This is a genomic window from Streptomyces sp. Ncost-T10-10d (genome assembly GCF_900091955.1).
Taxonomy (GTDB): domain Bacteria; phylum Actinomycetota; class Actinomycetes; order Streptomycetales; family Streptomycetaceae; genus Streptomyces.
This window is the reverse complement of sequence record NZ_FMDF01000087.1, coordinates 1-24,800: the sequence shown is the minus strand read 5'-3', so window position 1 is coordinate 24,800 and position 24,800 is coordinate 1. Positions and strand designations below refer to the sequence as shown.

Below are 24,800 nucleotides of genomic sequence, written 5' to 3'. Positions count from 1 at the left end.
AGTCGAACCGCCGGTGGACACGTCCGTCGTCGGTGAGCCCCCGACCAACAGTGTGCCGGTGTCCACCGAGACGCCGGTGAGCACCGGCGGCCAGCTGGCCCACACCGGTGCCGCTGATCTCGGCGTGGCTGCGGGCACGAGCGCCGCGCTGGTGCTCGGTGGCGCGGTACTGATGCGCCGGGTCCGCCGCTCGCAGAGCTGATCCACGAATCAGTCAGCCGGGAGACGAGCAGGTCCGGTCGGACAGCCGATGCTGTCCGACCGGACCTGCTGTGCGTACGGAACTCGACCGGTGGGCCCCGCCGATGTCCACGCGGTCGGTTCGGTGCCGAGCGGGTGGAGCGCACCGGTCTGCCCCGGTTCAGGCCCGGGAGAGCCCCGCGCGGTCCAGACAGGCCGCGATCGTTGCGGTCTCTGCCGCGTCCAGCCGACGCATCGGCGGGCTCATCACATTGGTGGTGATGAGCCCGCGAAGCATCAACGCCGTCTTGAACGCGCCGAGGCCGGCAGCGGTGGCGGACACCATGCCGGGACGAGCCGCACGAACGATGTCGAACAGCGCGACGAGGCGGTCCTGTTCGGACCTGGCGGTGGCCCAGTCGCCACGTACGGCGGCCTCGTGGAGGCGTACGTACCCGTGCGGGTCCACATTGCCGAGCCCGGGGACGGAGCCGTCCGCACCGACGAGCATCATCGCGTCGACGACCAGTTCATGCCCGGTGAGGACAGAGAACTCCGGCAGTTCACGGGCCCCGATGGTCAGGCGTCGGAACGAACCGTCGTCGCCGCTGGAGTCCTTCACCCCGGCCAGCACACCGTCCTCGGCAAGCGGCAGCAGCAGTTCCGGGTCGAGCTTGCTGTGCACGCAGACCGGCACGTCGTACGCGAGGACCGGCAGGTCAAGAGCGGCGGAGACGTCGCGGAAGTGGCGGTCGATCTCGGTGTCGTGCGTGCGCGTGTAGAACGGCGCGGTGACGACGACGGCGTCGGCGCCGAGGCCCGCGGCGGCGCGGGCCCGCTCGATCGCCCGGTTGGTGGTGGTCTCGATCGCACCGACGAGGACCGGGACCTGTCCGGCGGCCGCGGCCGTGATGACCTTGATGACCTCGTCCTGCTGCCCGGGCGTCAGATAGGCCGCCTCGCCCGAGCTGCCGAGTGCGAACAGACCGCTGACACCGCCGTCGAGCAGATGTCCCACGACCCGCTCCAGGGAAGGCCGGTCGATCTCACCGCCCGCGGTGAGCGGGGTGACGACGGGCGGGATCACTCCGCGGTAGCGGGGGTTTCGGGCGGTCATGCGGTGCTCCTTGCGGACGGTACGGGGGCCGGGTCCCCGGCGGGGGACGTGGGGCTCTGGGGGTGGACGCAGTGCCAGCGGTGCTCACCCGGGCCGGAGGCCTCCGTCGGAAAGACCGTGGCGCAGACCTCGTCCGCCTTCCAGCAGCGGGTGCGGAACGGGCAGCCGGAGGGCGGGTTGGTCGCCGAGGGCACCGGTCCGGTGAGCACGATGCGTTCGGTGGTCTCCAGCAGGCTGGGGGTCGCGGAGAGCAATGCCTCGGTGTAGGGGTGCACGGGGGCGCCCGCCACATCGGCCGCACGCCCTTCCTCGACGATCCGGCCCAGATAGAGCACGGCGAGACGGTCGGCGAGGTAGCGCACGGTCTGAATGTCGTGCGAGATGAAAACCATGCCGAGCCCCAGACGTTCGCGCAGGTCGACCAGGAGGTTGAGGACCTGGGCCCGGACGGAGACGTCGAGGGCGGAGGTCGGTTCGTCGGCAACGATCAGTTCCGGTTCCAGGGCCAGGGCGCGGGCGATGGCGACGCGCTGGCGCTGGCCGCCGGAGAGCTGTCCGGGCAGTGCGGCGAGGGTGTGTCCGGGCAGGCCGACCAGGTCGATGAGTTCCTCGACGCGTGCCTCGCGCTCCTCCCGGGTGCCCCGCCTGTGCACATCGAGGGGATCGCGGAGGATCCGGCGGACGGTGAGCCGGGGGTTGAGCGCGGTGGAGGGGTCCTGGAACACGACGCCGACGGCGGAGCCGAAGCCGTCGCGGCGCTGCGCGGCGGACATCTCCCACAGGTCGCGGCCGTGGAAGCGGACCTCGCCCTCGGTGGGCTTCTGCAGGCCGGTCAGTACCCGGGCGAGGGTGGACTTGCCGCAGCCGGACTCGCCGACCAGACCGACGATCTCGCCGCGCTTGACCTCCAGGGTGGCATCGGTGAGGGCGTGCACGGTGTCGCGGCGCAGGAGTCCGCCGCTGCGTGCCTTGTGACGTACGTGGACGCCGTCGAGCCTGATCACAGGGCGCTCCCTTCCAGCTGTGCGGCCTTCGCCGGGTGGTGGCAGGCGAAGCCGTGGTCGTTCGTGGTGCCGCGCGCGATGAGTTCGGGTGCGGTGGTGCGGCACAGTTCGGTGGCGGCGGCACAGCGTGAGGCGAACCGGCAGCCGGCACCGAAGCCCTGCGGCGGGGGGACGATGCCGCGGATCTGGTGCAACCGGTCGGCGCCGGCCTCCAGGGAGACGACCGAGCCGAGCAAGCCGCGGCTGTAGTGGTGGGTGGGGTCGGTGAGTACGGAGCGGGTGTCGCCGATCTCGGCGAGGCGGCCCGCGTACATCACGGCGACGCGGTGCGCGAGGTCGCCGACGAGCGCGAGGTCGTGCGAGACGAGGACCATCGCGAAGCCGAGTTCGTCGCGCAGCCTGACGAGGAGTTCGACGACCTGGGCCTGGACGGTGACGTCGAGGGCGGTGGTTGGTTCGTCGGCGATGAGCAGGCGGGGGTCGCGGGACAGTGCCATGGCGATCAGGACGCGCTGGCGCTGGCCGCCGGAGAGCTCGTGGGGGTAGCTGCGCAGGGTGCGTTCGGGTGCGAGGCCGACGAGTTCGAGGAGCTCGGCCGGGGTCTTCGTACCGCCGCGCGAGGTGAGTTGCTTCAGCTGCGTGCCGACCAGCACGGACGGGTTGAGGGAGGAGAGCGCGTCCTGGTAGACCATCGCGATCTCCGGCCCCATCAGGGCGCGACGCTCCTTCGGCGGGAGCTTGAGCAGATCCCGGCCGCGGTACAGGATCTCGCCGCCGACCTCGGCGTTGCGGGCGAGCAGGCCCATGACGGCGAGGCTGGTGATCGACTTGCCGCAGCCGGACTCGCCGACCAGGCCGAGGGTTTCGCCCTCGTGGACGGTGAAGTTCAGCGAGTCGACGACGGGGATCTGTCCGTAGCGGTCGGGGAAGCGGATCGCCAGGTCCCGTACGACGAGCAGTTCGGCGGCGTCCTCCCGTACCGGCGTGATGGACGGCTCGGTCGCGTCGATGCGGTCGGCGAGCTTCGTGAGGGCGGCGTCGATGTCGGCGGTGGAGGCTGCCTCGACCGGGTCGGGTGCGGTGGCGGTGGTGGGGTCGGCACCGGCTCCGGCGCTCCTGGGCGCGGCCGAGGCGTCGGTGAGTCCCTCGGACAGGATGTTGAGCGCGAGGACGGTGATCAGCAGCGCGAGGCCGGGGAAGAACGTGGCCCACCAGCCGCCCGCGAGGAGGATCTGCCGGCCGTAGGCGAGGACGCTGCCCCAGCTGGGGTCGGGGTCCTGCACTCCGGCGCCGATGAAGGAGAGGCTGGCCTCGAAGATGATCGCCTCGGCGACCATGACGGTGGCGAACACCATGACCGGGGCCATGCAGTTGACGGCGACGTGACGGAGCACGATGTGGCCGCGACGGGCACCGATGACCTTCTCGGCGGCGACGTAGTCCTCGCCGTACTGGGACAGCACATTGGCGCGGACCACGCGGGCCAGCGACGGGGTGTAGACGAACGCGATGGTGAAGATGATCACCGGGATGCTGGTGCCGAAGACCGCGACGAGCACGGCGGCGAGCGCGATCGGCGGAAACGACATCACGACGTCGAGGGTGCGCATCACTGACTCGTCGCCGAGTTTGCGCGAGGTGGCGGCGATCGAGCCGAGCAGCGCACCGGCGACCAGTGCCACGGCGGTCGCGCCGAGGCCGATGATCAGTGAGTAGCGCGAGCCGTGCACGACCCGGGCGAAGACGTCGCGGCCGGCCCGGTCGGTGCCGAACCAGTGGGCACCGCTGGGGGCCTGGACGGGGGTGCCGGTGGTCAGCGGGTCCTGGGTGAACAGCGGGGCGAGGACGGCGCCGAGTACGACGACGATCAGTACGCCCAGGGCTATGCGGGAGGTGACCGGGAGGGCGCGGAACGCGATGCCCGGTCGGGACAGTTTGTTGGCCAGACGGCCGGTGGCGAACATGTCACACCGTCCTGATGCGCGGGTTGACCAGCAGGTAGAGCAGGTCGACGATGACGTTGACCACCAGGAACGCGATGGCGATGGTCAGTACGGTGCCCTGGACCAGGGCGACATCGCCGCCGGTGACACCTTCGAGAATGAGCTTGCCCATGCCGGGCAGGTCGAAGATCGCTTCGATGACGACGGCACCGCTGAGCATGTAACCGACCTTGATGCCGAGCACGGTCAGCGGTGTGACGAGCGCGTTGCGCAGCACCGAGCGGATCACCAGCAGCGGCGGGAGGCCGTTGCCGCGAGCCGTGCGTACGTAGTCGCGGTCGAGTTCGGCGACCATCGAGGTCCGTACGAGTCGGGCGAGGGAGGCGGAGACCGGCAGCGCGAGCGAGACCGCGGGCAGCGCCATGGTGGTGAGCCAGCCGCTGAAGGAGTCGGCCGGGTTGGTGTAACCGCCGGTCGGGAAGATCCGTGTGTTCAGTGCGAACTGCTGGATGAGCAGCACGCCGAGCCAGAAGGACGGTATGGCGACACCGGCCATGGAGACCAGCCGGAACAGCTGATCGGGCCAGCGGTCCCGGTACATCGCGCCGACCACACCGAACAGGACGGCCAGGACGACCGCGATGACCAGCCCGAGGAGGGTCAGCTGGAGGGTGAGCGGGAACGCTGCCGTGATCCGGTCGAGTACGGGCTGGCTCGGCGGGACGGTCACTCCGAGGTCGAAGTGGAGCAGCTGCCCGAGAAAGTGGAAGTACCGTACCGGGAGAGGGTCGTTGAGACCGTTGGCCTCGGCGAAGGCCGCACGGGCCTCGGGGGTGGCGCTCTCCCCGAGCGCGTTGAAGGCCGGGTCGACCGGCGAGAACTGCAGCACCACGAAGACGAGCAGCGCGATACCGAGGATCATCACCGGCATCATCGCGACGCGGCGCAGCGCGAGCCGGAGAAAAGCAACCATCGTCGGGTTCCTTGCGGTTGGGCGGGCTGGTGGTCCGGGACACCTGGGGCGGGTGACCCGGACCGGGCTGTCGGACGCGCCGGGCCCCGTCACCGGACCGCCGCCCGCAGTACGGAGGTTCGCCAACAGGTCTCGGGTACGCCGGTGCGGTTCGGTCAGGCGCGGCTGACGTCCAGGAACGACAGGCCCGTGGTGGGCAGCGGCTTGAAGCCGGGGAGGGCCTTCTCGTTCCAGGCCGTGGGCAGCTTGCGGTGGAGAATCGGGTAGAGCGCGGCCTCGTCGGCGACCAGGTCGGTGACCTCGCCCCACAGTTCCTTGCGCTTCGCCTCGTCGGCGGCCTGGGCCGCCTTGTCCAGGGTCTGCTTGACCTTCTTGTACGCGGCGGATCTGCCCCAGCCGTAGCGGCTCTCGGGCCAGAAGCCGTAGTAGAACCAGCGCAGCAGGAGATCGGCGTCGTTGCCGAAGACGGACGGGTCGCCGGGGGCGACCAGCACGTCGAAGGTGCCCTTGTCGATCTTGGCGTACTGGGCCGGGGACTGGGCGATGTCGAGAGTGACCTTGACGCCTGCCGCCTCCCAGCTCTCCTTCAGCAGCGGGGCGATGTCCTTGACCCAGCCCGTGTCGGTGGTGAGGACGGTGAAGGAGAGGTTCTTGACTCCCGCGTCGGCGAGCAGCTGCTTGGCCTTCGCCACGTCGTGCGTGTAGACCGTGGCGGCCTTGTGGTAGTCGGGGTGGGTGGCGGGGACGTACCCGGTGGCGGGTGCGGCGTTGCCGACCATTGCGGTGGAGATGATCTTCTCGGTGTCCAGGGCGTAGTGCAGCGCCTGGCGCACGCGCTTGTCCGCGAACCGCTTGTCGGCGGTGTTGAACATCAGGAAGAGCAGGCCGAAGGACTGCACGGACTCGGTCTTCGAGGAGCCCGCGAGCCTCCTGACGTCGATGTAGGGGACGTCCTCGATGGCCTGGACCCGGCCGGACTCCATGGCGCTGACGCGTGCCGACTGGTCGGACATCAGGCGCCAGATCATCTTCTTGGCCTTGGCCGGGTGCGCGCCGTTGTACTTGTCGTACGCCTCGAAGACGATCTTGTCCTCGCGGGTCGCCTCGACGAACTTGTACGGTCCGGAGCCGACCGGCTTGGCGTCGAAGGCCTTGGGGTCCGGCTCGACGATCTTCTTCGGGACGATCCGGGCCACGGCGATACGGGACGGAAAGAGCGCGAAGGGGTACTTGAGCTTGAATTCGACCGTGCCGGCGTCGACGGCCTTCACCGTGTCGATGAAGGGGACGAACTGCGCCATGAGCGAGGCGTTCTTCGGGTCCAGGATGCGTTCGAAGCTGAACACCACGTCATCGGCGGTGACGGGCGACCCGTCGTGGAATGTGGCGCCCTTGCGGAGCGTGGCCCGGTACGTGGTGGCGTTGATCTTCTTCGGCATCTCGGTGGCCAGCGCGGGACGGGCCACGAGTGTTGCCGGATCGAGGTCCACGAGGCCCTCGAAGATGTGCATGTTGGCGGCGTACGGAGTCGCGCCCGAGGTGATCATCGGGTCGAAGCCGGTCGACAGGGGGTACGAGAGACCGGCCTCGATGAGGCCGTTGCCGCTGCCCTTGCCCGCCGTGCCGTCGGCGGTCGATGACGGGCCGCCGCAGGCGGAAAGGCTCGCCGTGATGGCGGCTGCCGCACCGACAGCACTGGTGTAACGCAGGAAGGTGCGGCGCTCGACACCGGCTGGTCTCAGCTCGGGCACGGGTCCTCCAGGGACGTCGAAGGTGGAACGTTGAGGCGGGGAAACGAGTGGCGGAACGCAGGATCACGAGGACCGAGGAACCGGAAGCATCAGACGTCAGATGTCTGATGCCTTGATAGCGTGGGAACGTAGCTGGACAATCGAGAGGGGTCAAGAGGTGGGGAGTTCACATATGTCCGGTGCGAAGCCTGGCCGGCAGCTGCTCCGGCAGGAAGTGGTCGAGGGCATCAAGCGCTACATCCTCGAAAAGCGCCTTCGCCCCGGGGACCCGTTGCCCACCGAGCCGGCCCTGTGCGAGGCGCTCGGCGCCAGCCGCTCCAGCGTCCGCGAGGCTGTCAAGATCCTTGCCGCGCTGGACATCGTGGAGGTGCGGCACGGGCACGGCACATACGTGGGCAGGCTGAGCCTGTCGGCCCTGGTGGAGAGCCTGACCTTCCGCGGGCTGCTCTCCCCCGACGACGACTTCCAGGTGATGGCCGACCTCGTCGACGTGCGCGAGCTCTTCGAGCGCGGGATGGCCGACCGGATCGTCTCGCTGCTCAGCTCGGAGCAGCTCGACAGGCTGGACGGCCTGGTCACCACGATGCGCAGGACCGGCGCCCAGGACGGGCACGGCTTCGTGGAGGCGGACCGGGCGTTCCACGCACTCCTGGTGGCACCGCTCGGCAATGAACTGATCGGCCAGCTCTCGATGGCCTTCTGGGACGTGTACTCGATCGTCGCGCCGCATCTCGACGGATTCACGCACGCCGACGAGATGGCGACGATCGCGGCCCACCAGAACATCGTGGACGCCGCACGGGCCGGGGACATCACCGGTTTCACCAAGGCACTGGGCGAGCACTACGCCCCGGTCAGGCGCCGGATCTCCGAGGCCCGCGCCCGCGACAGCGCCCTGGACTAGGGCCTCTCGTCCAGACCATGCCGTGATCCGCCGGCCGGGCCCTTGACGGCCGGCGCGAGGGCTGCCTAGGGTCCGTGTGCCGCAGGACATCTGACGTCTTCTGTCTCGATGCCCGGCATTCACACCCCCGGCGCACCCCAGGAGGGCACCTCCATGCCGTTGACGGACCTCCCGCTCGCGGACTGCCGCGACTACCGGCCCGAGCTGCCGGTTCCGGACGGCTTCGACGCCTTCTGGTCGAGCACCCTGAGCGAGGCGCCCGCCACCGGCGGTCCGGTGCCGAAGCCGGTGTTCGCACCCGTGGACACCGGCCTCACCCAGATCCGTACGTACGACGTGACCTTGCCCGGCTTCGCCGGACGCCCGGTCCACGGCTGGCTGCACCTGCCGGCCGGGGCCCTCGAACCCCTCGGCTGCGTGGTCGAGTTCCTCGGCTACGGGCGGGGGCGCGGCCTCGCGCACGAGAACACGCTCTGGGCGTCCGCCGGTCACGCGCACCTGATCATGGACACCCGCGGTCAGGGCTGGTCGGCCGCGGGCGGCTCCACCGCCGATACGGACGCCGGTGCGGCCGGCACCGTGCCCGGCTTCCTCACCCGCGGCATCGAGAGCCCCGAAACGTACTACTACCGGCGGGTGTTCACCGACGCGGTGCGCTGTGTCGAGGCGGTGCGCGAACACCCCGCGGTAGATCCGGACCGGATCGTCGTGACCGGGATCAGTCAGGGCGGCGGGATCGCGCTGGCGGTGTCGGGGCTGGTACCGGGGCTGGCCGGGGTGATGCCGGATGTGCCGTTCCTCTGCAACTTCCGGCGCGGCGCGGATATTTCGGGCCGGCCGCCGTACACCGAGATCGTCGAGTACCTGAAGCTCCACCGCGACCGCACCGAAACGGCGTTCACCACCCTGTCGTACTTCGATGCGGCGCTGCTCGCCACCCGCGCCACCGCTCCCGCGCTGTTCTCGATCGCGATGATGGACGAGATCTGTCCGCCCTCCACCTGCTTCACCGCGTTCAACCACTACGCGGGGCCCAAGGACGTACGCGTCTACGAGTTCAACGGGCACGAGGGCGGCACGGCGTATCAGCAGCGGGAGCAACTGGCCTGGGTGCGTTCCCTGTTCGCAGGCCCGCCGTCGGGGCGGGCCGGCCACTCCTGACCGGAGGCACCTTCCGTGCGCAGACGATCCATGCTTCTTGCCGCCGGCGCGGCGGCCCTGAGCGCCCCGTTCGGCAGCCGCGCCTTCGCCGCAGCTCCGGGCGGCGGTCCGCTCCTGGACCACGACACCCCCGTGGACCTGGACGGCGGCGAGTATGTCGACCTGTCGGACCGGGTCGGCGCACTCGCCCCGCTCACCGCGGGGACCATCGTCGTCACCTTCCGCACCACCAGCCACAACGAGGCGATGACCCTGCTCAGCGCCTCCGACCCGACCGAGCCCTCGTCCAACATCACGCTGAACCTGAGCGGCGGCGCCCTGCAGTTCTCGGCGCGCGAGAAGGGTGCGGTGCTGGTCAATGTCATGACCAGGACGCGTTATGACGACGGTCTGCTTCATACCGTCGCCGTCACCGTCGACTCCTCCGGCACCCGGCTCCACGCCGGCGGACGCACGGTGTTCGAGACGGCGCGCCACGCCTTCTTCGCCGATGTCTCCGAGCTGAGCGCGCTCGCTCTAGGCCGCAATGTCGACAGCGACCACCCCGGCGGCGAGTGGTTCTGCACGGGCACCGTCGAGCGGGCCGCGGTCTGGGACCGAGTGCTCGGCGAGGCCGAACTGGTCGCGCAGAGCCCCCGCCCCGACCTCGCCGACCTCGGCACGATCTCCACGGTCCTGAACAGTGACACGCCCGCCACCTGGGTCGTCACCGGCGACAGCATCACCCACGGCGCCCTGCACACCAACGGCTGGCGCAGCTACCCGGAGCACTGGACGGAACGCGTCCGCTGGGAGCTGGGCAAGCCGAAGAACCGCGACTTCGTGATCGATTCCGGCGTGAGCGGCGCCACCAGCGCCGAACTCATCGCCATGTTCGGGGAGCGGGTCACCGCCTTCTCACCACGGGTGGTCTCGATCACGATCGGTACGAACGACATCGCGACATCGGGTCTCGGCCCCGAGGTCTACCGGCCAATCTCGTCTCGCTCGTCCGCTCGGTGCGGGCGCTGCCCGGCTCGCCGGTTCCGGTGCTCCAGTCGCCCAACCCGGTCGATCCGGCCAAGTGGCCCGGCCGGGTGGGACTTTCGCGGTACGCGCAGGTGATGGGCGAGGTCGCGGCGGCGCAGAACGCCGTGTTCATCGACCACTACAACGACTGGCTGGACAGCAACGGCGGCCAGGTCCCGCTGTCGCTGCTCAATGACGGGCTCCACCCCGACGAGCGGGGCCACCACCGCCTCGCACTGAAGATGATCAAGGACTTGCGGGTCTTCGACAGCGGCAGCAGGGTCTGTTCGCTGCGCGTCCCGTAGCGGCGCGCGCGAGCCCCGCAGGCCCGCACCCCGCCCCCGGCTCACCCTTCCGAGAAGCACCATCCCCTTCCGAGAAGAGAGATCGTCCATGCAGCGAAAAGTCTCCGTCGCCCTGCTCAGCGCCGCCCTGCTGGTGGTCACCGCGACCGGCACCGCCCACGGCGCCTCCCCGCCCCCGGCCAGCTGACCTCGCAGGACCTGACCGCCGACGGGTGGGCTCGCCCCACTACCGCATCCCGGCGCTCACCACCTCCGTCAAGGGCACGGTGCTCGCGGCCTACGACGCCCGCCCCACCCTCGGCGACCTGCCGGGCAACATCTCCATCGTGCTGCGCCGCAGCACCGACAACGGTGTGACATGGCAGCCGCAGCAGGTGGTCCGCGCGGATGGAGCGCCCAAGGGCTACGGCGACCCGAGCCTGCTCGTGGACCGCACCACCGGCCGGATCTTCCTGTTCTACGCCGCCTCGGTGAACCAGGGCTTCTTCGGCTCGGGCACCGGCAACGACGAGAGTGACCCGAACGTCCTCCAGGCCGATTACAGCTACTCCGACGACGACGGGGTGACCTGGACCCACCGCCGTATCACCCGGCAGATCAAGGACCCGGCCTGGGCGGGCATGTTCGCGGCCTCCGGCGAGGGCATCCAGCTGCGCCGGGGCCCGTACAAGGGCCGGCTGATCCAGCAGTACGCCGTCCGCGTCAACGGCGCCAACTACGCGGCGAGCGCCTACAGCGACGACCACGGCGAGACGTGGCGGATGGGCAATCCGGTCGGCCCCGGCGGCGACGAGAACAAGACCGTCGAGCTGTCCGACGGCAGGGTGATGCTCAACAACCGCTCGAAGCCGTACCGGACGGTCGCGTACTCCACCGACGGCGGGGTCAACTACACCCCGTTCGCCCAGGACACCCAGCTCACCGACCCGGCGAACAACGCCTCGGTGATGCGGTACGCCCCCGATGCCGCACCGTCGGACCCGCAGTCCTCGTGGCTGCTGTTCAGCAACACGGAGGACGCCTCGGCACGGCGCAACCTCACCGTGAAGATGTCCTGCGACAACGGGAGGACCTGGCCGATCCGGAAGGTCGTCGACCCCGGCGCCGCGGCCTACTCGACCCTGACCCGGCTCGCGGACGGCCGCCTCGGACTCCTCTACGAGCGGGCCGACTACCAGCACATCACCTACGCGTCCTTCGACCTGAAGTGGCTCGGCGGCACCTGCGCCGACATCACGGTCACCCCGCCCGCGACGCTCAAGGCCGGTACCGGCGCCGAGGTGACGGTGCGGGTGGTCAACCGGATGGACGTACGCCGTGGCCGGGGCACCATGGATCTCACCGTGCCCGGCGGCTGGACGACGAGCCAGGTCGTCGTCCCGGCGCTGGCTCCGGGCCAGGGCGCCAATGTGAAGGTCCCGGTGACGGTCGCCGCGGGCGCCTCGGGCAGTGTCGCGCTCACCGCCACGTACCGGGCGAGCGGCAAGCAGGCGTCCGGCAGCGCGACGGTGACCGTGACCCCGTAGCGGCCCGGCCCTCCGGGAGGCGCCGCGTCCTGTCCCGCACCGGCCCCGCACGGGTGCGACGATGGGGGCCTCCAGCACCTCCCGGAGCGTCGGAACAGGCGGTGGCACGGTGGCAGTGACGGGTTTACGCATCGGGGTGGTCGGCGGCAGCATCGCCGGCTGCGCCATGGCGATCGCGGGGGCGCGGGCCGGGGCGGACGTGACCGTCCACGAGCGCAGCGAAGGTGCCCTGCAGGACCGGGGTTTCGGCATCGTCATCCCTCCGCCGCTCCATCAGGAGCTGGTCGCCCGCGGGTATCTGGGCGCGGACATGCCGACGGCACCGGTCGCCACCCGGGTCTGGCTCGCCCGGGTGCCGGGGCGGCGGTCGGCGCGCGAGCTGGCCCGGCAGCAGGCCCCGGTGACGGCGTGCAACTGGGGTCTGCTGTGGCGGGCGTTGCGCGCAGGCGCCGGGGACGGCGCCTACCACCGCGGACGGCCCGTCGGCTCCGTCGGGCGTACGGCCTCCGGCGGCGCCCTGATCCGTACCGCGGAGGGCGAGCGGGAGTACGACATCGTCGTAGGGGCGGACGGGCACCGCTCCGTGACCCGCGACGCGCTCGCGCCCGGGGTGCGGCCGGTTCCCGCCGGGTATCTGGTCTGGCGGGGCACGATTCCGGCCGCCGCCCTCCGTGACCATCCGGGGCAACTGACGATGCTGGAGAGCTCCTGGGTCACCCTGGGCTTCCCCGGCGGACACGGTGTCTTCTACCTGATCCCGGGGACGGCCGGGGGTTCGCGTCTGCTGGCGTACGCCATCTACTCCTCTCCCCCGGCCGCCGGCCCCCCTGCCTCCACCGCGTACGTGCGGCACATCGCCGAGGAGCACTTCCCCGCGGAGTGGGCCGACATCGTCGCCCGGGGCGAGCACACCTCCCAGGCGCTCCACCCGGTCGCCGACTTCGTGGTGCCCCGGGCGGCGGAACCCCCCTTCCTCCTGGCGGGCGACGCGGCGAGCGTGACCCGGCCGCACACCGCGAGCGGGGCGGTCAAGGCGCTCCAGGACGCGCTGTGCCTGGAACGATCGCTGCGCGCCTCCTCCTCGGCGGCCGAGGCCCTGCGCCGGTACGCGGACGAGCGTTCCGCCGAGGGGGCCCGCCTGGTCGGCCTCGGCCGCAGGCTGGGGCGCGCCTTGGTCGGGAACACGCCGGACTGGCCCGCGATGGGGCCCGCCGAGGTGGAGGCGCTGAGCCGCGCCGCACTGGACGGCGACGACAGCTATCTGTACGGCAGCGTCCAACGGCAACGGTGAGCGGGCGGGGTCAGTGGCCGGGCCGTGCGGACGGGGCCGCCCCGGCGGTCAGCGCGGCCATGTCCACGACCCGGTCGGCGGCCTCCGCCACGGCCGGGTCGTGTGTGGCGACGACCGTGACGCAGTCGTCCTGGCGGGTGCGTTCGGCGAGGAGCGCGGCCAGTTCGCCGGCCTGCGAGCGGTCGACGGCCGCCGTCGGTTCGTCGATCAGCAGCAGTTTCGGGGAGAGGAAGAGCGCACGGGCCAGGGCCACGCGCTGGCGTTCGCCGCCGGAGAGCTGTTCGGGGCGGTGGCGCAGACGGTGGCCGAGGCCCACCCGGGTCAGGGCCTCCCCGGCGCGGGCGCGGTGCGCGCGGGGGCGCCCGGCGCTGATGTACACGGCGGCGAGCAGCTGGTCGACGGCGGTCAGTCCGGAGAGCAGATTGCCGCTCTGGAACATGTAGCCGATCCGTTCGCGGCGGGCCTCGGCGCGCCGGGCGTCGGAGAGCCCCGCGAGATCCTCGCCGTCCAGCAGGACCTGCCCGGCGGTGGGCCGCAGCAGCGCGCCCGCGACGGCGAGCAGCGTGGACTTCCCGGAGCCCGACGGGCCGACGAGGGCCGTCATGCGACCGGGTTCGAAGGTGACGTCGAGGCCGTCGAAGACGGTGGTACGGGCATCGGCCCGGCCGAACTCCACGGTGACGCGGGTCAGTTCGAGGCTCATCGGTTGGCTCCCAGCATGGTCAGCGGGTCGGCTTTCGTCACCCGGCGCAGGGTCAGGGCGGTGCCCGCGAGGCCGACGGCCGCGACGGTGCACATGGTGGCGGCGAGGGTGGTGGCGGGCAGGCTGAACGGCACCTTCTCGCCGACCAGCAGCCCGACCGCTCCGGCGAGCACGGCGCCGCCCGCGGTGCCGAGGACGACGACCAGGGCCGCCTGGAGCACGGTGTGGGCGAGCAGCCGCCGGCGGGAGGCCCCCAGTGCGCGCAGCAGGGCGAGTTCGGGCTGCCGCTGCACGGTCCACACGGCGAAGAAGGCGCCGACCACGAGCGGGGCGATCAGGTAGAGGAAGACCTGGATCGAGCTCATGGTGACGCGCTCGCCGGTGTAGCCGGGGGCCGCCTCGTACGTCTCCTCCTTGGTGAGGGTGGTGGTGGAGTGCCGTTCGTCGAGGGTGGCGGTGGAGGTCCCGGCCGGCGGGGTGCGCAGGGCCAGGGCGCTGAACTGGCCGGGGATCGCGGCGGTGGCGGAGGCCGGGGCACCGGGGGTGCTGAAGCGGATGCGCTGCCAGGTCTTCAGCGGGACGTAGGCGACGGGCACATGGCCGTAGCTGGAGCGCTCGGTCACCCCGATGACGTGCAGTTCGATGCCGAGCCGGTCGATGACGAGGGTGTCGCCCACGCGTACTCCCTCGTCGGCGAGCTTGGCGGACATCACGATGCTGTCCGCCGCAGCGCCGGCGAGGCCGTCGCCGTCGGTGACGGAGGGATCGAGGAAGGAGCCGGGCTCGACGCCGAAGGCGGCGAGGTCGACCTCGGCGCCGCGGTTCGTCGTGCCACGGGTGATGGAGACGCCCAGTGGGGTCGCGTCGGTGTCCGCGTCCGCGCGCCAGGCGGCGGCGGTCTTCTCGTCGAGGAGGCTGCGGGCGAACTGGTCGGACCGGGCGTCCGAGGAGAAGACCAGCTGCGCGGCCGGGAGGCGGCGCAGCGCGGAGACGGTGTCGTCCCCCAGGCCTGCGGTGAAGCCGGAGACGATGCCGACGAGCGCGGCGACGAGCACCACGACGGACCCCATGAGCAGGAAGCGCCCTCGGGCGGCGCGCAGCTCCAGCAGAGCGAGGAACACGGCGGTTCCCTTCGATGGATCGATGTTAGGGACGATGTGTCGCCAACATAGATGATGGGGACACCGCGTCCCCAAGTGGGGGTCGGCAGTGCGCCGGAGCTTCTAGACTGGGCCGGTGCCCAGGATCAGTGCCGCCACGGTTGCCGAGCACCACGCCCAGCAGCGGCTGGCCCTGGTGCGGGCGGCCCGTGAGCTGCTGGAGGGCGGCGACGCGGAGGCCGTGACCTTCACCGCGGTCGCCAGGGCCACGGGGCTCGCCCGCAACAGCGTGTACAAGTACTTCCCCGGCCGCCCCGAGCTGCTCGCCGCGGTCGTCGAGGACGCGATGCCCCTCTGGACGGAGGCCATCCGGGCCGGGATGTCGGCGGCCGTTACGCCCGAGGAGAAGATCGCCGCCTATGTGTCGTGCCAGCTGGAGCTGGTGCGCGGCGGCGAGCACCGGATCGCCCAGGCACTGGCCGGGGTGCGCGACGCGGCGGTGGTGCGGGAGAGCGCGGCGCGGGTCCACCGGGAGCTGCTCACCCCGCTGACCGGTGCGCTGAGCGAGCTGGGCGAGGAGGACCCCCGGCGTACGGCGCAGCTCCTCCAGGGAATCGTCAACGCGGCCACGACGGCGATCGAGAACGGCGACGACCCCCGGGCGATGACGGACCGGGCGGTCCGGATGGCCGTCACCGCGATCACCGGGGCGATGCCGGGGCGTTGAGGAACCGGCAGACGCGCCGGCTACGGGGCCGGTGACGGTTCCAGGCGGGTGCGGATGCCGTCGAAGTGGGTGCGCATGGCGCGTACCGCGCGTTGACCGTCGGCCGCCGCGAGCGCCTCGACGATCTCGCGGTGCTGGGCGCAGGTGGCCAGTGGGTCCTGATGGCCGTCGTCGAGGTCTTCGCGCACCCGGTCCATGGCCGCCCAGAACGCATCGAGGACCTCGCTGAGCAGGTGGTTGTCGAGCGAGGCGTAGAGCGCGAGGTGGAACGCCCGGTCGGTGCCGCGCGCCACCCGGCCGCCATCGCGGGCCTCGGCCTCCATCTTCGCGACGAGGCCGCGCAGCACTTCGAGGTCCTCGTCGGGGATACCGGCCGTGACGGCGCCGACCAGACCCGCCTCCAGTGCCTCCCGCACCTTCATCAGCTCGAAGAGGCCCTGCTCCCCCTGCCGGTGGCGCACGGCGGCCCGGAAGGCGAGCCCCTCGGCGAAGGGCGACAGGGAGAGCGAGCCGACGAAGGTGCCGTAGCCGCGGCGGATCTCCACGACATTGACGGCCTGGAGCGCCTTGAGGGCCTCGCGCACCGACACCCGGCCGGCGCCGAAGAGCTCCATCAGTTCCGCCTCGGTGGGCAGTGCGTCACCCGGGGCGAGTCTGCGTTCCAGGATCAGCTCCTTGAGCCGGCGCTCTATGTCCTGAGCCATGGTGGGGCGCGCCACAACATCCTCCCGAGGTGCGATTGCCCCTTGACTGGTCACAGGAGCATCTGTTTATGGTGAGCCAGACATAGGACATCTTACGTCTCACGTCTCGATCCGTGCAGCTGTCTCGGGCCACGGATCGGTGCATCGACCGAGCTGGAGCCCTCACCATGTCCCTCACCGCACCGCTGCACGGCGTCGTTCCGCCGGTCTGCACCCCGCTCGACCCCCGGGGGGAGGTCGACACCGCGTCCCTCGCCCGGCTCGTCGAGCACCTCATCGGCGGCGGTGTGCACGGACTGTTCGCGCTCGGGTCCACCAGCGAGGTCGCGTACCTCACCGACAAGCAGCGCGCCACGGCGCTGGAGACCGTGGTCAACGTGACCGACGGCAGGGTTCCGGTGCTGGCCGGTGTCATCGACACCACCACCGCACGGGTCGTCGAGCACGCCCGCTCCGCCGCCGCCCTCGGCGCGGACGCCCTGGTCGCGACCGCGCCGTTCTACACCCGCACCCACGGCAGGGAGATCGCCCAGCACTTCCGGCGGCTGCGCACGGCCGTCGACCTGCCGCTGTTCGCGTACGACATCCCGGTCGCCGTGCACAGCAAGCTCTCCCCCGCTCTGGTGCGCGAACTCGCCGAGGACGGCACGCTGGCCGGGCTCAAGGACAGCAGCGGCGACGAGGGCGGGCTGCGCCGCCTGATCGTCGGGCTGAGTGGCCGCGAGGGCCGCGCGACCGGCCCGGCGCCGCGCTTCAGCATCCTCACCGGCTCCGAACTCACCGTGGACGCAGCCCTGTTGGCCGGAGCCGACGGTGTCGTGCCGGGCATCGGCAATGTCGACCCGGCCGGTTACGTACGGCTCTACGACGCCGCGCGGGCCGGGAACTGGGAGCTGGCCGCGCGGGAGCAGGAGCGGCTCGTCGAGCTGTTCGCCATGGTCGACGCGGGCCCGGAGGCGGACATGGGCCGCAGCTCCTCGGCGCTCGGCTCCTTCAAGGCCGCGCTCCGGCTGCTCGGCGTCATCGACTGCGGCGACACCGCCTTTCCGCAGATCCAGCTGAGCGCCGAGTCCGTCGCCCTGGTCTCCCGGTGCCTGCGCGCCGCCGGCCTGCCGCCGGTCCGATGAGCGACCGTTCCCGGCCCTCCGCCGGGACGGGTACCGCGGTGATCGGGCTCGACCTCGGCGGTACGAAGATCGCCGCCGCGCTCCTCGGCCCCGACGGCACGGTCCTGTCCCGGCACACCCGGCCCACCCCCGCCCGGGACGGTGCGACGGCCGTACTGGACGCACTCGCCGAAGCGGCCGCCGCCGTCGATCCGGGACGGCTGGCCACAGCGCTCGGCATCGCGGCAGCCGGGGTCGTCGACCCCCGCACCGGCATGGTCACCAGCGCCACCGACTCCATTCGCGGCTGGGCCAGTACCGCGCTGGGCGCAGGCCTCGCGGACCGCACCGGATACCCGGTCGCCTGCGACAACGACGTACGCGCCACGGCAGGACCGGAACTCGCGGCGCAGACGGCGGACGGTTCCGACCACGGGTCGCTGCTGTTCGTGGCGGTCGGTACGGGCGTGGGCGGAGCGGTCGCCGTGGACGGACGGATGCTGCACGGCGCCGCCGGCATCGCCGGGCATCTCGGCCATCTGCCCAGCCCCGAAGCGGCCGGAATGCCCTGTACCTGCGGTGCCACCGGGCATCTGGAGGTCATCGCCTCCGGGCCCGGCATCGCCGCGCACTACGAGCGGCTGACCGGCGCCCCCGTGGACCGGCTCGAAACCGTCGCCGCCCGCGCCGGGCAGGGCGACGCGGCGGCCGTCCGCGCCATCACCACCGGCGCGGCCGCCACCGGCCAGGTGCTCGGCGGGCTCGCCAACGCGCTGGGACCCGACCGGGTCGTCGTCGGCGGCGGCGTGCCGCGGATCGGCCCGCTGTACGGGGACGCCCTGGCCGCCGCCTTCACCGCGGAGCTGATGCCGCCGCTGCGCGGACTGGTACCCGAGGCGCCGCGGTTCGGCGCCGACGCGGCCGTGCTCGGCGCCGCCGCCCTGACCTCCACTCTTCCCCTCCACCACCCGGGAGCCCTTCGATGACCACGCAGGAACTCATCCATTCCCTCCAGGGCAGGCTGATCGTGTCCTGTCAGGCACCTCCCGGTGACCCGATGCGGGAGACCGGCACCCTCGTCCGGCTCGCCCGGTCGGCCGTCGCCGGTGGCGGCGCCGCGATCCGTGCCAACGAGCCGGAGGTCGTCGCCGCGATCGTCGAGGCCGTGGATCTTCCGGTCATCGGCCTGTGGAAGGACGGTGACACCGGCGTCTACATCACCCCGACCGTCCGGCACGCCCTCGCGCTCGTCGAGGCAGGTGCCGATGTCGTCGCGGCGGACGCCACCGACCGGCCACGCCCCGACGGCTCCACCTTCGCCGAGCTGGTCGAGGCGGTCCACACAGCCGGCGCCCTGGTGATGGCCGATGTCTCCACGCTCGCCGAAGGCATCGCGGCGGCCGAGCAGGGCGCGGACCTCGTCTCCACCACCCTCTCCGGCTATGTTCCCGGCACACCGGAGCAGACCGGCCCCGATCTCGGCCTGGTCGCCTCGCTGTCCGCCGCGATCGACGTCCCGGTGGTCGCGGAGGGACGTATCAACACCCCCGACGATGCCGCCGAGGCCCTGGCGCGCGGCGCCCACAGCGTCGTCGTCGGTACCGCCATCACCGCACCCACCGCCCTGACCGCCCGCTTCGTCGCAGGCATCGCCCGGCACTGACCTGCCCCCACCACGCGGACCGGCAGCTCAAAGGCGAGCGCCGTCCCGCATCCTGGAGTCACCGTGCAGACCACATCACCCGCCAAGCTCCCCTGGTACCGAGAAGTGAGCGGTACCCAGTGGAAGTCGTTCCTCGCCGCCTGGATCGGCTACGTCCTCGACGGCTTCGACTTCGTGCTGATCACACTCGTGCTCACCGAGATCAGCGACGACTTCGGTCTGAGCACGGTGCAGGCCGCCAGCCTGATCTCCGGTGCGTTCATCACCCGCTGGCTGGGCGGTGCGGTGCTCGGTGCCATCGGCGACCGGTACGGCCGCAAGCTCTCCATGGTCCTGAGCATCCTGCTGTACTCGCTCGGCACCTTCGCCTGCGGCTTCGCCTGGAACTACCAGAGTCTGTTCGCCGCCCGGCTGGCCATCGGCATGGGCATGGCCGGTGAGTACAGCGCCAGCGCCACGTACGTCATGGAGAGCTGGCCCGCGAGGCTCCGCAGCCGGGCCAGCGGCTTCCTGATCTCCGGCTTCTCGGTCGGTTCGGTGCTCGCCGCGCAGGTCTACAACTGGGTGGTGCCGTCGCTCGGCTGGCGGTGGATGTTCTACCTCGGCCTGATACCGATCGCCATCGCGCTGTGGATGCGGCGTGCCCTGCCGGAGGCCGAGGAGTGGACGGAGAGCGTCGCGGACAAGGGTGCCAAGCCCAACCCGTTCCGGCCGCTGTTCATGACCAGGGGCCGGGCCGCCGTGAATACGGTCCTGGTCGTCGTCGCCACCGCCTCCCTGTTCCTGGTCTTCACCCCGGGCGGGGCCGGAATGGTGCCGGTGCTCTCGGTGGCCGCCGGACTGGCACTCGCCGCGTTCGCGGTCCAGCTCGGCGGGAAGCACGGCTGGGTGCTGTATCTGTCGATGATCGTGACGCTGTTCTTCGCGTTCCTGTACTCGTGGCCGATCCAGGCACTGCTGCCCACGTACCTGAAGACGGAACTCGGCTACACCACCGACCAGGTCACCGACGTCCTGTACTTCGCGGGCTTCGGCACCATGGTCGGCTGCTGGACCGCGGGCTTCCTCGGTGACCGGATCGGCGCGAAGAAGGCGTACGCGCTGACGCTGCTCGCCTCGCTCGCCTTCGTCTATCCGGTCTTCGCCGTGCACGACAACCTGCTGCTGCTCGGCATCCTGCTCTTCCTGCTGCAGGCGACCAGCTTCGGCATCTCCGGGCTGCTCCCCCGCTACATCGGCGGGCACTTCCCGACCGCGAGCCGGGGCGCGGCGCTCGGCTTCACGTACAACGTGGGAGCGCTCGGCGGTGCCGTGGCTCCGGTGCTGGGTGCGCATCTGGCGTCCGGGATGGATCTGGGGCAGGCGCTGGCCGTGCTGACCTTCGCGGGCACGGTGATCGTGGTGCTGCTGGTCGGGTTCGATGTACCGGCCAGGCTGAACCGGCTGACCGATCCGGATGCGGAGCGGGACCATCTCGCGGTGCCGCTGGAGACGGAGCGGGACGCGGCCTCGCGTCTGACGGCCGGCTGACACAACGGGAATTCCGGGAACGTGGGGCGGCTTCGCGGACCCTTCGAGTTCGAAGGTGAACGCCCGGGTCATCTCCACGCCGCCCCGCGCGACCTCTCACCGCACGTGGCGTTCTTCAGGACGCGATGCGCTCGAAGATCGCGGCGAGGCCCTGTCCGCCGCCGATGCACATGGTCTCCAGGCCGTACCGGGCCTCGCGGCGGTGCAGTTCGCGGGTGAGTGTGGCAAGGATCCGGGCGCCCGTGGCGCCGACCGGGTGGCCGAGGGAGACGCCGGATCCGTTGACGTTGATGCGCTGCTCGTGGTCGGTGACGCCGAGTCCCAACTCGCGGGTGCAGGCGAGTACTTGGGCGGCGAAGGCCTCGTTGAGCTCGATCAGGTCGAGGTCGGCGAGGCTGAGTCCGGCGCGGTCGAGGGCGGCCCGGGTCGCCGGGACGGGGCCGATGCCCATGGTCGCGGCGGGCACTCCGGCGCGGGCGAAGGAGACCAGCCGGACCAACGGGGTGAGGCCGAGCCGTTCGGCGGTGGCCGCGCTGGTCACCAGGCAGGCTGCGGCCGCGTCGTTCTGACCGCTGGCGTTGCCCGCGGTGACGGTCGCCCCGGGGTCGGACTTCGCCATGATCGGGCGCAGTGCGGCGAGCTGTTCGGCGGTGGTGTCGGGGCGGGGGTGTTCGTCGGCGGTGACAAGCGTCTCGCCCTTGCGGGTCCGTACGGTGACGGGGACGGTCTCCGCGTCGTACCGTCCCTCCGCCGCGGCCAGGCCGGCGCGCTGCTGCGAGCGCAGAGCGAGGGCGTCCTGCTCTTCGCGGCTGATGCCGTACGCGCGGCGGAGGTTCTCGGCGGTCTCGATCATGCCGCCCGGTACGGGGTGGTTGACGCCGCCGGCGGTGACCCTGCCGCGGGCCAGCGCGTCGTGGAGCTGGAGGCCGGGACCCTTGATGCCCCAGCGGCCGTCGTGCGTGTAGTACGGAGCGGCGCTCATCACGTCGACGCCGCCCGCGATGACGACCTCGCTGAAGCCGGCCCGGATCTGCATCGCCGCGTCGAGGACGGCCTGGAGGCCGGAGCCGCAACGGCGGTCGATCTGGGATCCGGTGACGGTCTCGGGCAGTCCGGCGTCGAGGGCTGCGACCCGGCCGATGGCGGGGGCCTCAGCGGACGGGTAGGCGTGTCCGAGGATCACCTCGTCGACCGCGGCGGGGTCGATTCCGGTACGGGCGACGACCTCGGCGACGACGCGTGCGGCGAGTGCGGCCGGCGTCTGCTGTGCGAACACTCCGCCGAAACGGCCGATAGGGGTGCGCAGCGGTTCACAGATGACGACATCGAGCTGCTGGTCGGGCACGGCGTGACCTTTCGGTGGCGAGGGGCGTATGCCACCCTTTCGGTGGCGAGTGAGGTGTGCCGCCGACCCTTGCACCCTGCGACTGAGTCGGTCCAATATCCAGTTCGCTCTGGTCCAAGACGTGGCGCGTCTCAATGGCGGCTTGCGGTGGTTCGGTCCCCGGCCGGACCCGTCGGCGTGGGCAGGGCTTCCTCCGCCACCGCGAGCACCGCCCGCAGTGCGGTGGAGGAGTTGTCGGCCCGCCAGGCCAGTGCCGCCTGGAGCCGGATGGGCGGTCCGGAGAGGGGCCGGTAGGCCAGGCCGTTCTGCTGGATGTGCTGGACGGAAGTGACCGTGAGCGTCACGCCGACGCCCGCGGCGACCAGCGCCAGGATGGTGTACGAGTCGGGCGCCTCCTGCACCACGCGCGGGTTGAACCCGGCGGCCTCGCAGGCCCCGACCATCGCATCGCGCACTGTGGAGCCGGCGTTGGCGGGGAAGGAGACGAAGGGCTCCTCGGCGAGGACGTCGATGGGGACGCTCTCCAGCCGGGCGAGCCGGTGGTCGGAAGGCAGCGCGCACACCAGCTCCTCCTCGTCGATCACCCGGTACGCCACCCCGGGCCGGGTCACCGGCAGCCGGACGAACCCCAGCTCGAGCGAACCGTCCGCGACCCGGTCGAGGGCGACATTGGCGTACGTCTGCCCCTTCATGACCAGTTCGAGGGCGGGGTGGGCGGCGCGCACAGCCCTGGTGAGGAGCGGCAGCGTCTCGTGGCTGGAAGCGCCCGCGAAGCCGATGGTGACCCGTCCGTACTCACCGCGGCCGGCCGCCTTCGCGGCCCGCACCGCGGTGTCGAGGTCGTCGAGCACGGTCCGTACCGGCTGGAGGAAGGACTCCCCCGCGCCGGTGAGCCGCACCGACCGGGTGTTGCGTTCGAAGAGCTGGACGCCCAGCTCCTTCTCCAGCTGCCGGATCTGCTGGCTCAGCGGCGGCTGGGCCATCTGCAGCCGCTTCGCGGCCCGCCCGAAGTGCAGTTCCTCGGCAACCGCGACGAACGCGGACAGATGACGCAGTTCCATGCCCGCTCCTCTGGTCACCGGGCCGGTCTCCACCGACCGGATCCAACGATCCCATTCATTAATAAAACGTCTTGATGCGACCTTAATTTGGTATTGGACAGCAATCAATAGCCGCTGACACGGTGGGGCCACGCGCATGAACAGGGGCGCACGCAGAGCCGGAGGAGCACCGTGGCCACGACGGACCGGGAAAGACAAGACGATGTCGGATCAGGCGGAGGTACAGCCACTACGGAATGATCTGCCGCCATCTCGCCGGTGCCCAGCGGTTGCCGTTCTACCCGCTGCGCAGCTACGGAGGCAGCGATCTGCCGTCCGTCGACAGCGACCTGCGCAAGGTGACTTCGCCCTACCCGGGCCCGGACGGCGAGGCCGAGCCCAGCGCGCCGACCGCAGCGGCGCCCGTCCCTCGTTCGCGCAGGGGTACTACGACCGGGACAACGCCTTCTACCGGGCCTGGTCGCACATCAGCAAGAACCCCCTGCTGGTCGCCGACAAGGCCGCAGCCGTACCGCCGCCGACCGCGGCCGAACTGCGGCTGCTGCGCGAGGACATGGACCCGGACCGCGTCTATCTTCGCTGAGACGAATCACATGTCACACCCCGAGAGGACCGCAACCGCCATGCGAATCAGGATCGTCGGCGCCGGGGCCATGGGCCGCGGCATCGCCCAGTGGGCGGCGACCGCCGGACACACCGTCGAGCTGTGCGACGTACGGACGGAGGCGGTGACGGCCGCCGTGGACTTCGTACGGTCCATGCTCGAACGGGCCGTGCAGAAGGGCCGGATGTCCGCCGAGGACTCCGCCGCCGCCCTGCAGCGGCTGATCCCGCTGGACGATCCCTGGGTGGAGGGCCCGGACGTCGGGCTGGTCATCGAGGCCGTGCGGGAGGACCTCGACACCAAGACGGAGGTCTTCGGCCGGCTGGAGCGGGCGCTGCCCGCGACGGCCGTCTTCGCGACCAACACCTCGTCCCTGTCGGTCACCCGGATCGCCGCGGCACTGAAGGACCCGACGCGCCTGGCAGGGCTGCACTTCTTCAACCCGGTGCCGCTGATGAGGATCGTCGAGATCGTGCCGGGTGCGGCCACCCGTGCGGAGATCGTGCCGTCCCTCACCGCGCTCGTCGAGAGCTGCGGGCACCGTGCGGTCACGGTCGCCGACACCCCCGGATTCCTGGTCAATCACGCCGGCCGCGGTCTGGTGACCGAGGCGCTCGCGCTGCTGGAGGAGACGGTCGGCGACCCGGCGGGCATCGACCGGATCGCCCGTGATGTGCTCGGCCTGCGGATGGGCCCGTTCGAGCTGATGGACCTCACAGGTCTGGATGTGACGGCCGCGGTGATCGACTCGATCTGGCAGGGATTCCGGTACGCGGACCGGCTCCGCCCCTCCTATCTCACCCCGAACCGGGTGGCGGCCGGGCTGCACGGCCGCAAGACCGGGCGCGGTTGGTTCGACCACGGCCCCGAGGCGCCCGCCCCGGTCCCGGAACCACCGGTCACGGGCGACGCGGACCGCCCGGTGTTCGTCCACGGCGCCGCAGCGCAGGACCGGGACGCGGCCGCGCTGCGAGAGTCGCTGACCGCTGCGGGCGCCGTCGTCGAGACGGGCACGGAGCCGTCCGCCGACGCCCTCGTACTGGTCCCGGTCTGGGGCATCACGGTGGCCTCCGCGGTCGCCGCACACCGGCTGC

The 24,800-nt window shown here is 71.4% G+C and carries 19 protein-coding genes and 4 pseudogenes; 13 read left to right on the top strand and 10 right to left on the bottom strand.

The features are described 5' to 3' along the window. Positions 1–202: pseudogene (locus GA0115254_RS43080) on the top strand (peptidase); the annotation flags it as partial. Positions 203–361: 159 nt separating this feature from the next. Here GA0115254_RS43080 and GA0115254_RS13245 read toward each other — a convergent pair. The 5 genes from GA0115254_RS13245 to GA0115254_RS13225 form a co-directional block, all read right to left on the bottom strand. Continuing rightward, positions 362–1,297, bottom strand: coding sequence for a dihydrodipicolinate synthase family protein (locus tag GA0115254_RS13245; RefSeq protein WP_093895467.1), 936 nt, complete (start codon positions 1,295–1,297; stop codon positions 362–364). Continuing rightward, positions 1,294–2,301, bottom strand: coding sequence for an oligopeptide/dipeptide ABC transporter ATP-binding protein (locus tag GA0115254_RS13240; RefSeq protein ID WP_093895466.1), 1,008 nt, complete (start codon positions 2,299–2,301; stop codon positions 1,294–1,296). Before GA0115254_RS13240 ends, GA0115254_RS13245 begins: the two co-directional genes overlap by 4 nt. Beyond that, a complete protein-coding gene (locus GA0115254_RS13235; RefSeq protein WP_093895465.1) occupies positions 2,298–4,265 on the bottom strand; it encodes a dipeptide/oligopeptide/nickel ABC transporter permease/ATP-binding protein in 1,968 nt (655 codons plus the stop codon). Before GA0115254_RS13235 ends, GA0115254_RS13240 begins: the two co-directional genes overlap by 4 nt. Before the next feature lies 1 nt (position 4,266). Continuing rightward, positions 4,267–5,217, bottom strand: coding sequence for an ABC transporter permease (locus GA0115254_RS13230; protein ID WP_093895464.1), 951 nt, complete (start codon positions 5,215–5,217; stop codon positions 4,267–4,269). Between the two features lie 155 nt (positions 5,218–5,372). Then, entirely contained in the window at positions 5,373–6,968 is a 1,596-nt protein-coding gene (locus GA0115254_RS13225) for an ABC transporter substrate-binding protein (protein ID WP_093895463.1), read from the bottom strand. 172 nt (positions 6,969–7,140) lie between these two features. Between GA0115254_RS13225 and GA0115254_RS13220 the strand changes: the two genes are divergently transcribed. The 5 genes and pseudogenes from GA0115254_RS13220 (at position 7,141) to GA0115254_RS13200 (ending at position 13,163) form a co-directional block, all read left to right on the top strand. Then, positions 7,141–7,872 (top strand): FadR/GntR family transcriptional regulator, encoded by a 732-nt coding sequence (locus GA0115254_RS13220; RefSeq protein WP_093895462.1) that lies wholly within the window; start codon positions 7,141–7,143, stop codon positions 7,870–7,872. A gap of 153 nt (positions 7,873–8,025) precedes the next feature. Continuing rightward, a complete protein-coding gene (locus tag GA0115254_RS13215; RefSeq protein ID WP_093895469.1) occupies positions 8,026–9,033 on the top strand; it encodes an acetylxylan esterase in 1,008 nt (335 codons plus the stop codon). Between the two features lie 30 nt (positions 9,034–9,063). Next, a pseudogene (locus GA0115254_RS13210) lies at positions 9,064–10,346 on the top strand (GDSL-type esterase/lipase family protein). 88 nt (positions 10,347–10,434) lie between these two features. Then, positions 10,435–11,872, top strand: a pseudogene (locus GA0115254_RS13205) (exo-alpha-sialidase). Positions 11,873–11,987: 115 nt separating this feature from the next. Then, a complete protein-coding gene (locus tag GA0115254_RS13200) occupies positions 11,988–13,163 on the top strand; it encodes an FAD-dependent monooxygenase (protein ID WP_256102545.1) in 1,176 nt (391 codons plus the stop codon). A gap of 10 nt (positions 13,164–13,173) precedes the next feature. Here the strand turns inward: GA0115254_RS13200 and GA0115254_RS13195 are convergent, their stop codons facing one another. After that, entirely contained in the window at positions 13,174–13,866 is a 693-nt protein-coding gene (locus tag GA0115254_RS13195; RefSeq protein ID WP_093895460.1) for an ABC transporter ATP-binding protein, read from the bottom strand. After that, positions 13,863–14,987: an ABC transporter permease gene (locus GA0115254_RS13190; RefSeq protein WP_093895459.1), complete on the bottom strand. Its 1,125-nt coding sequence runs from the start codon at positions 14,985–14,987 to the stop codon at positions 13,863–13,865. The genes GA0115254_RS13195 and GA0115254_RS13190 overlap by 4 nt, the downstream gene beginning before the upstream one ends. Before the next feature lie 115 nt (positions 14,988–15,102). Here GA0115254_RS13190 and GA0115254_RS13185 point away from each other — a divergent pair, with 115 nt between their 5' ends. Beyond that, complete coding sequence (locus tag GA0115254_RS13185) at positions 15,103–15,693, top strand: TetR/AcrR family transcriptional regulator (protein WP_093895458.1); 591 nt, start codon at positions 15,103–15,105, stop codon at positions 15,691–15,693. Positions 15,694–15,713: 20 nt separating this feature from the next. Here the strand turns inward: GA0115254_RS13185 and GA0115254_RS13180 are convergent, their stop codons facing one another. Next, positions 15,714–16,412, bottom strand: coding sequence for a FadR/GntR family transcriptional regulator (locus GA0115254_RS13180; RefSeq protein ID WP_093895457.1), 699 nt, complete (start codon positions 16,410–16,412; stop codon positions 15,714–15,716). A gap of 152 nt (positions 16,413–16,564) precedes the next feature. Here GA0115254_RS13180 and GA0115254_RS13175 point away from each other — a divergent pair, with 152 nt between their 5' ends. From GA0115254_RS13175 to GA0115254_RS13160, 4 genes are all read left to right on the top strand, one after another. Continuing rightward, the gene (locus GA0115254_RS13175) at positions 16,565–17,524 is read left to right on the top strand and encodes a dihydrodipicolinate synthase family protein (protein WP_093895456.1); all 960 of its coding nucleotides are present in this window, start codon (positions 16,565–16,567) and stop codon (positions 17,522–17,524) included. After that, the gene (locus GA0115254_RS13170) at positions 17,521–18,489 is read left to right on the top strand and encodes an ROK family protein (RefSeq protein ID WP_093895468.1); all 969 of its coding nucleotides are present in this window, start codon (positions 17,521–17,523) and stop codon (positions 18,487–18,489) included. Before GA0115254_RS13175 ends, GA0115254_RS13170 begins: the two co-directional genes overlap by 4 nt. Then, a complete protein-coding gene (locus GA0115254_RS13165) occupies positions 18,486–19,166 on the top strand; it encodes an N-acetylmannosamine-6-phosphate 2-epimerase (RefSeq protein ID WP_093895455.1) in 681 nt (226 codons plus the stop codon). The genes GA0115254_RS13170 and GA0115254_RS13165 overlap by 4 nt, the downstream gene beginning before the upstream one ends. A gap of 63 nt (positions 19,167–19,229) precedes the next feature. After that, the gene (locus GA0115254_RS13160) at positions 19,230–20,696 is read left to right on the top strand and encodes a sialate:H+ symport family MFS transporter (RefSeq protein WP_093895454.1); all 1,467 of its coding nucleotides are present in this window, start codon (positions 19,230–19,232) and stop codon (positions 20,694–20,696) included. A 115-nt stretch (positions 20,697–20,811) separates the two neighbouring features. On the opposite strand, the gene GA0115254_RS13155 is transcribed toward GA0115254_RS13160, so the two are convergent. Beyond that, complete coding sequence (locus GA0115254_RS13155) at positions 20,812–22,041, bottom strand: acetyl-CoA C-acetyltransferase (protein ID WP_093895453.1); 1,230 nt, start codon at positions 22,039–22,041, stop codon at positions 20,812–20,814. Positions 22,042–22,172: 131 nt separating this feature from the next. Continuing rightward, positions 22,173–23,102: a LysR family transcriptional regulator gene (locus GA0115254_RS13150; RefSeq protein WP_093895452.1), complete on the bottom strand. Its 930-nt coding sequence runs from the start codon at positions 23,100–23,102 to the stop codon at positions 22,173–22,175. A gap of 221 nt (positions 23,103–23,323) precedes the next feature. Here GA0115254_RS13150 and GA0115254_RS13145 point away from each other — a divergent pair. Both GA0115254_RS13145 and GA0115254_RS13140 read left to right on the top strand, forming a co-directional pair. Beyond that, a pseudogene (locus GA0115254_RS13145) lies at positions 23,324–23,685 on the top strand (hypothetical protein); the annotation flags it as partial. A 40-nt stretch (positions 23,686–23,725) separates the two neighbouring features. Further along, on the top strand, positions 23,726–24,800 hold a 1,075-nt coding region (locus tag GA0115254_RS13140; protein WP_107451328.1), incomplete at its 3' end, for a 3-hydroxyacyl-CoA dehydrogenase NAD-binding domain-containing protein.

Coding starts and splice junctions, on each gene's coding strand:
- GA0115254_RS13245 (WP_093895467.1), bottom strand. CDS start 1,297: ATGACCGCCCGAAACCCCCGCTACCGCGGAGTGATCCCGCCCGTCGTC.
- GA0115254_RS13235 (WP_093895465.1), bottom strand. CDS start 4,265: ATGTTCGCCACCGGCCGTCTGGCCAACAAACTGTCCCGACCGGGCATC.
- GA0115254_RS13230 (WP_093895464.1), bottom strand. CDS start 5,217: ATGGTTGCTTTTCTCCGGCTCGCGCTGCGCCGCGTCGCGATGATGCCG.
- GA0115254_RS13220 (WP_093895462.1), top strand. CDS start 7,141: ATGTCCGGTGCGAAGCCTGGCCGGCAGCTGCTCCGGCAGGAAGTGGTC.
- GA0115254_RS13215 (WP_093895469.1), top strand. CDS start 8,026: ATGCCGTTGACGGACCTCCCGCTCGCGGACTGCCGCGACTACCGGCCC.
- GA0115254_RS13195 (WP_093895460.1), bottom strand. CDS start 13,866: ATGAGCCTCGAACTGACCCGCGTCACCGTGGAGTTCGGCCGGGCCGAT.
- GA0115254_RS13175 (WP_093895456.1), top strand. CDS start 16,565: ATGTCCCTCACCGCACCGCTGCACGGCGTCGTTCCGCCGGTCTGCACC.
- GA0115254_RS13170 (WP_093895468.1), top strand. CDS start 17,521: ATGAGCGACCGTTCCCGGCCCTCCGCCGGGACGGGTACCGCGGTGATC.
- GA0115254_RS13165 (WP_093895455.1), top strand. CDS start 18,486: ATGACCACGCAGGAACTCATCCATTCCCTCCAGGGCAGGCTGATCGTG.
- GA0115254_RS13150 (WP_093895452.1), bottom strand. CDS start 23,102: ATGGAACTGCGTCATCTGTCCGCGTTCGTCGCGGTTGCCGAGGAACTG.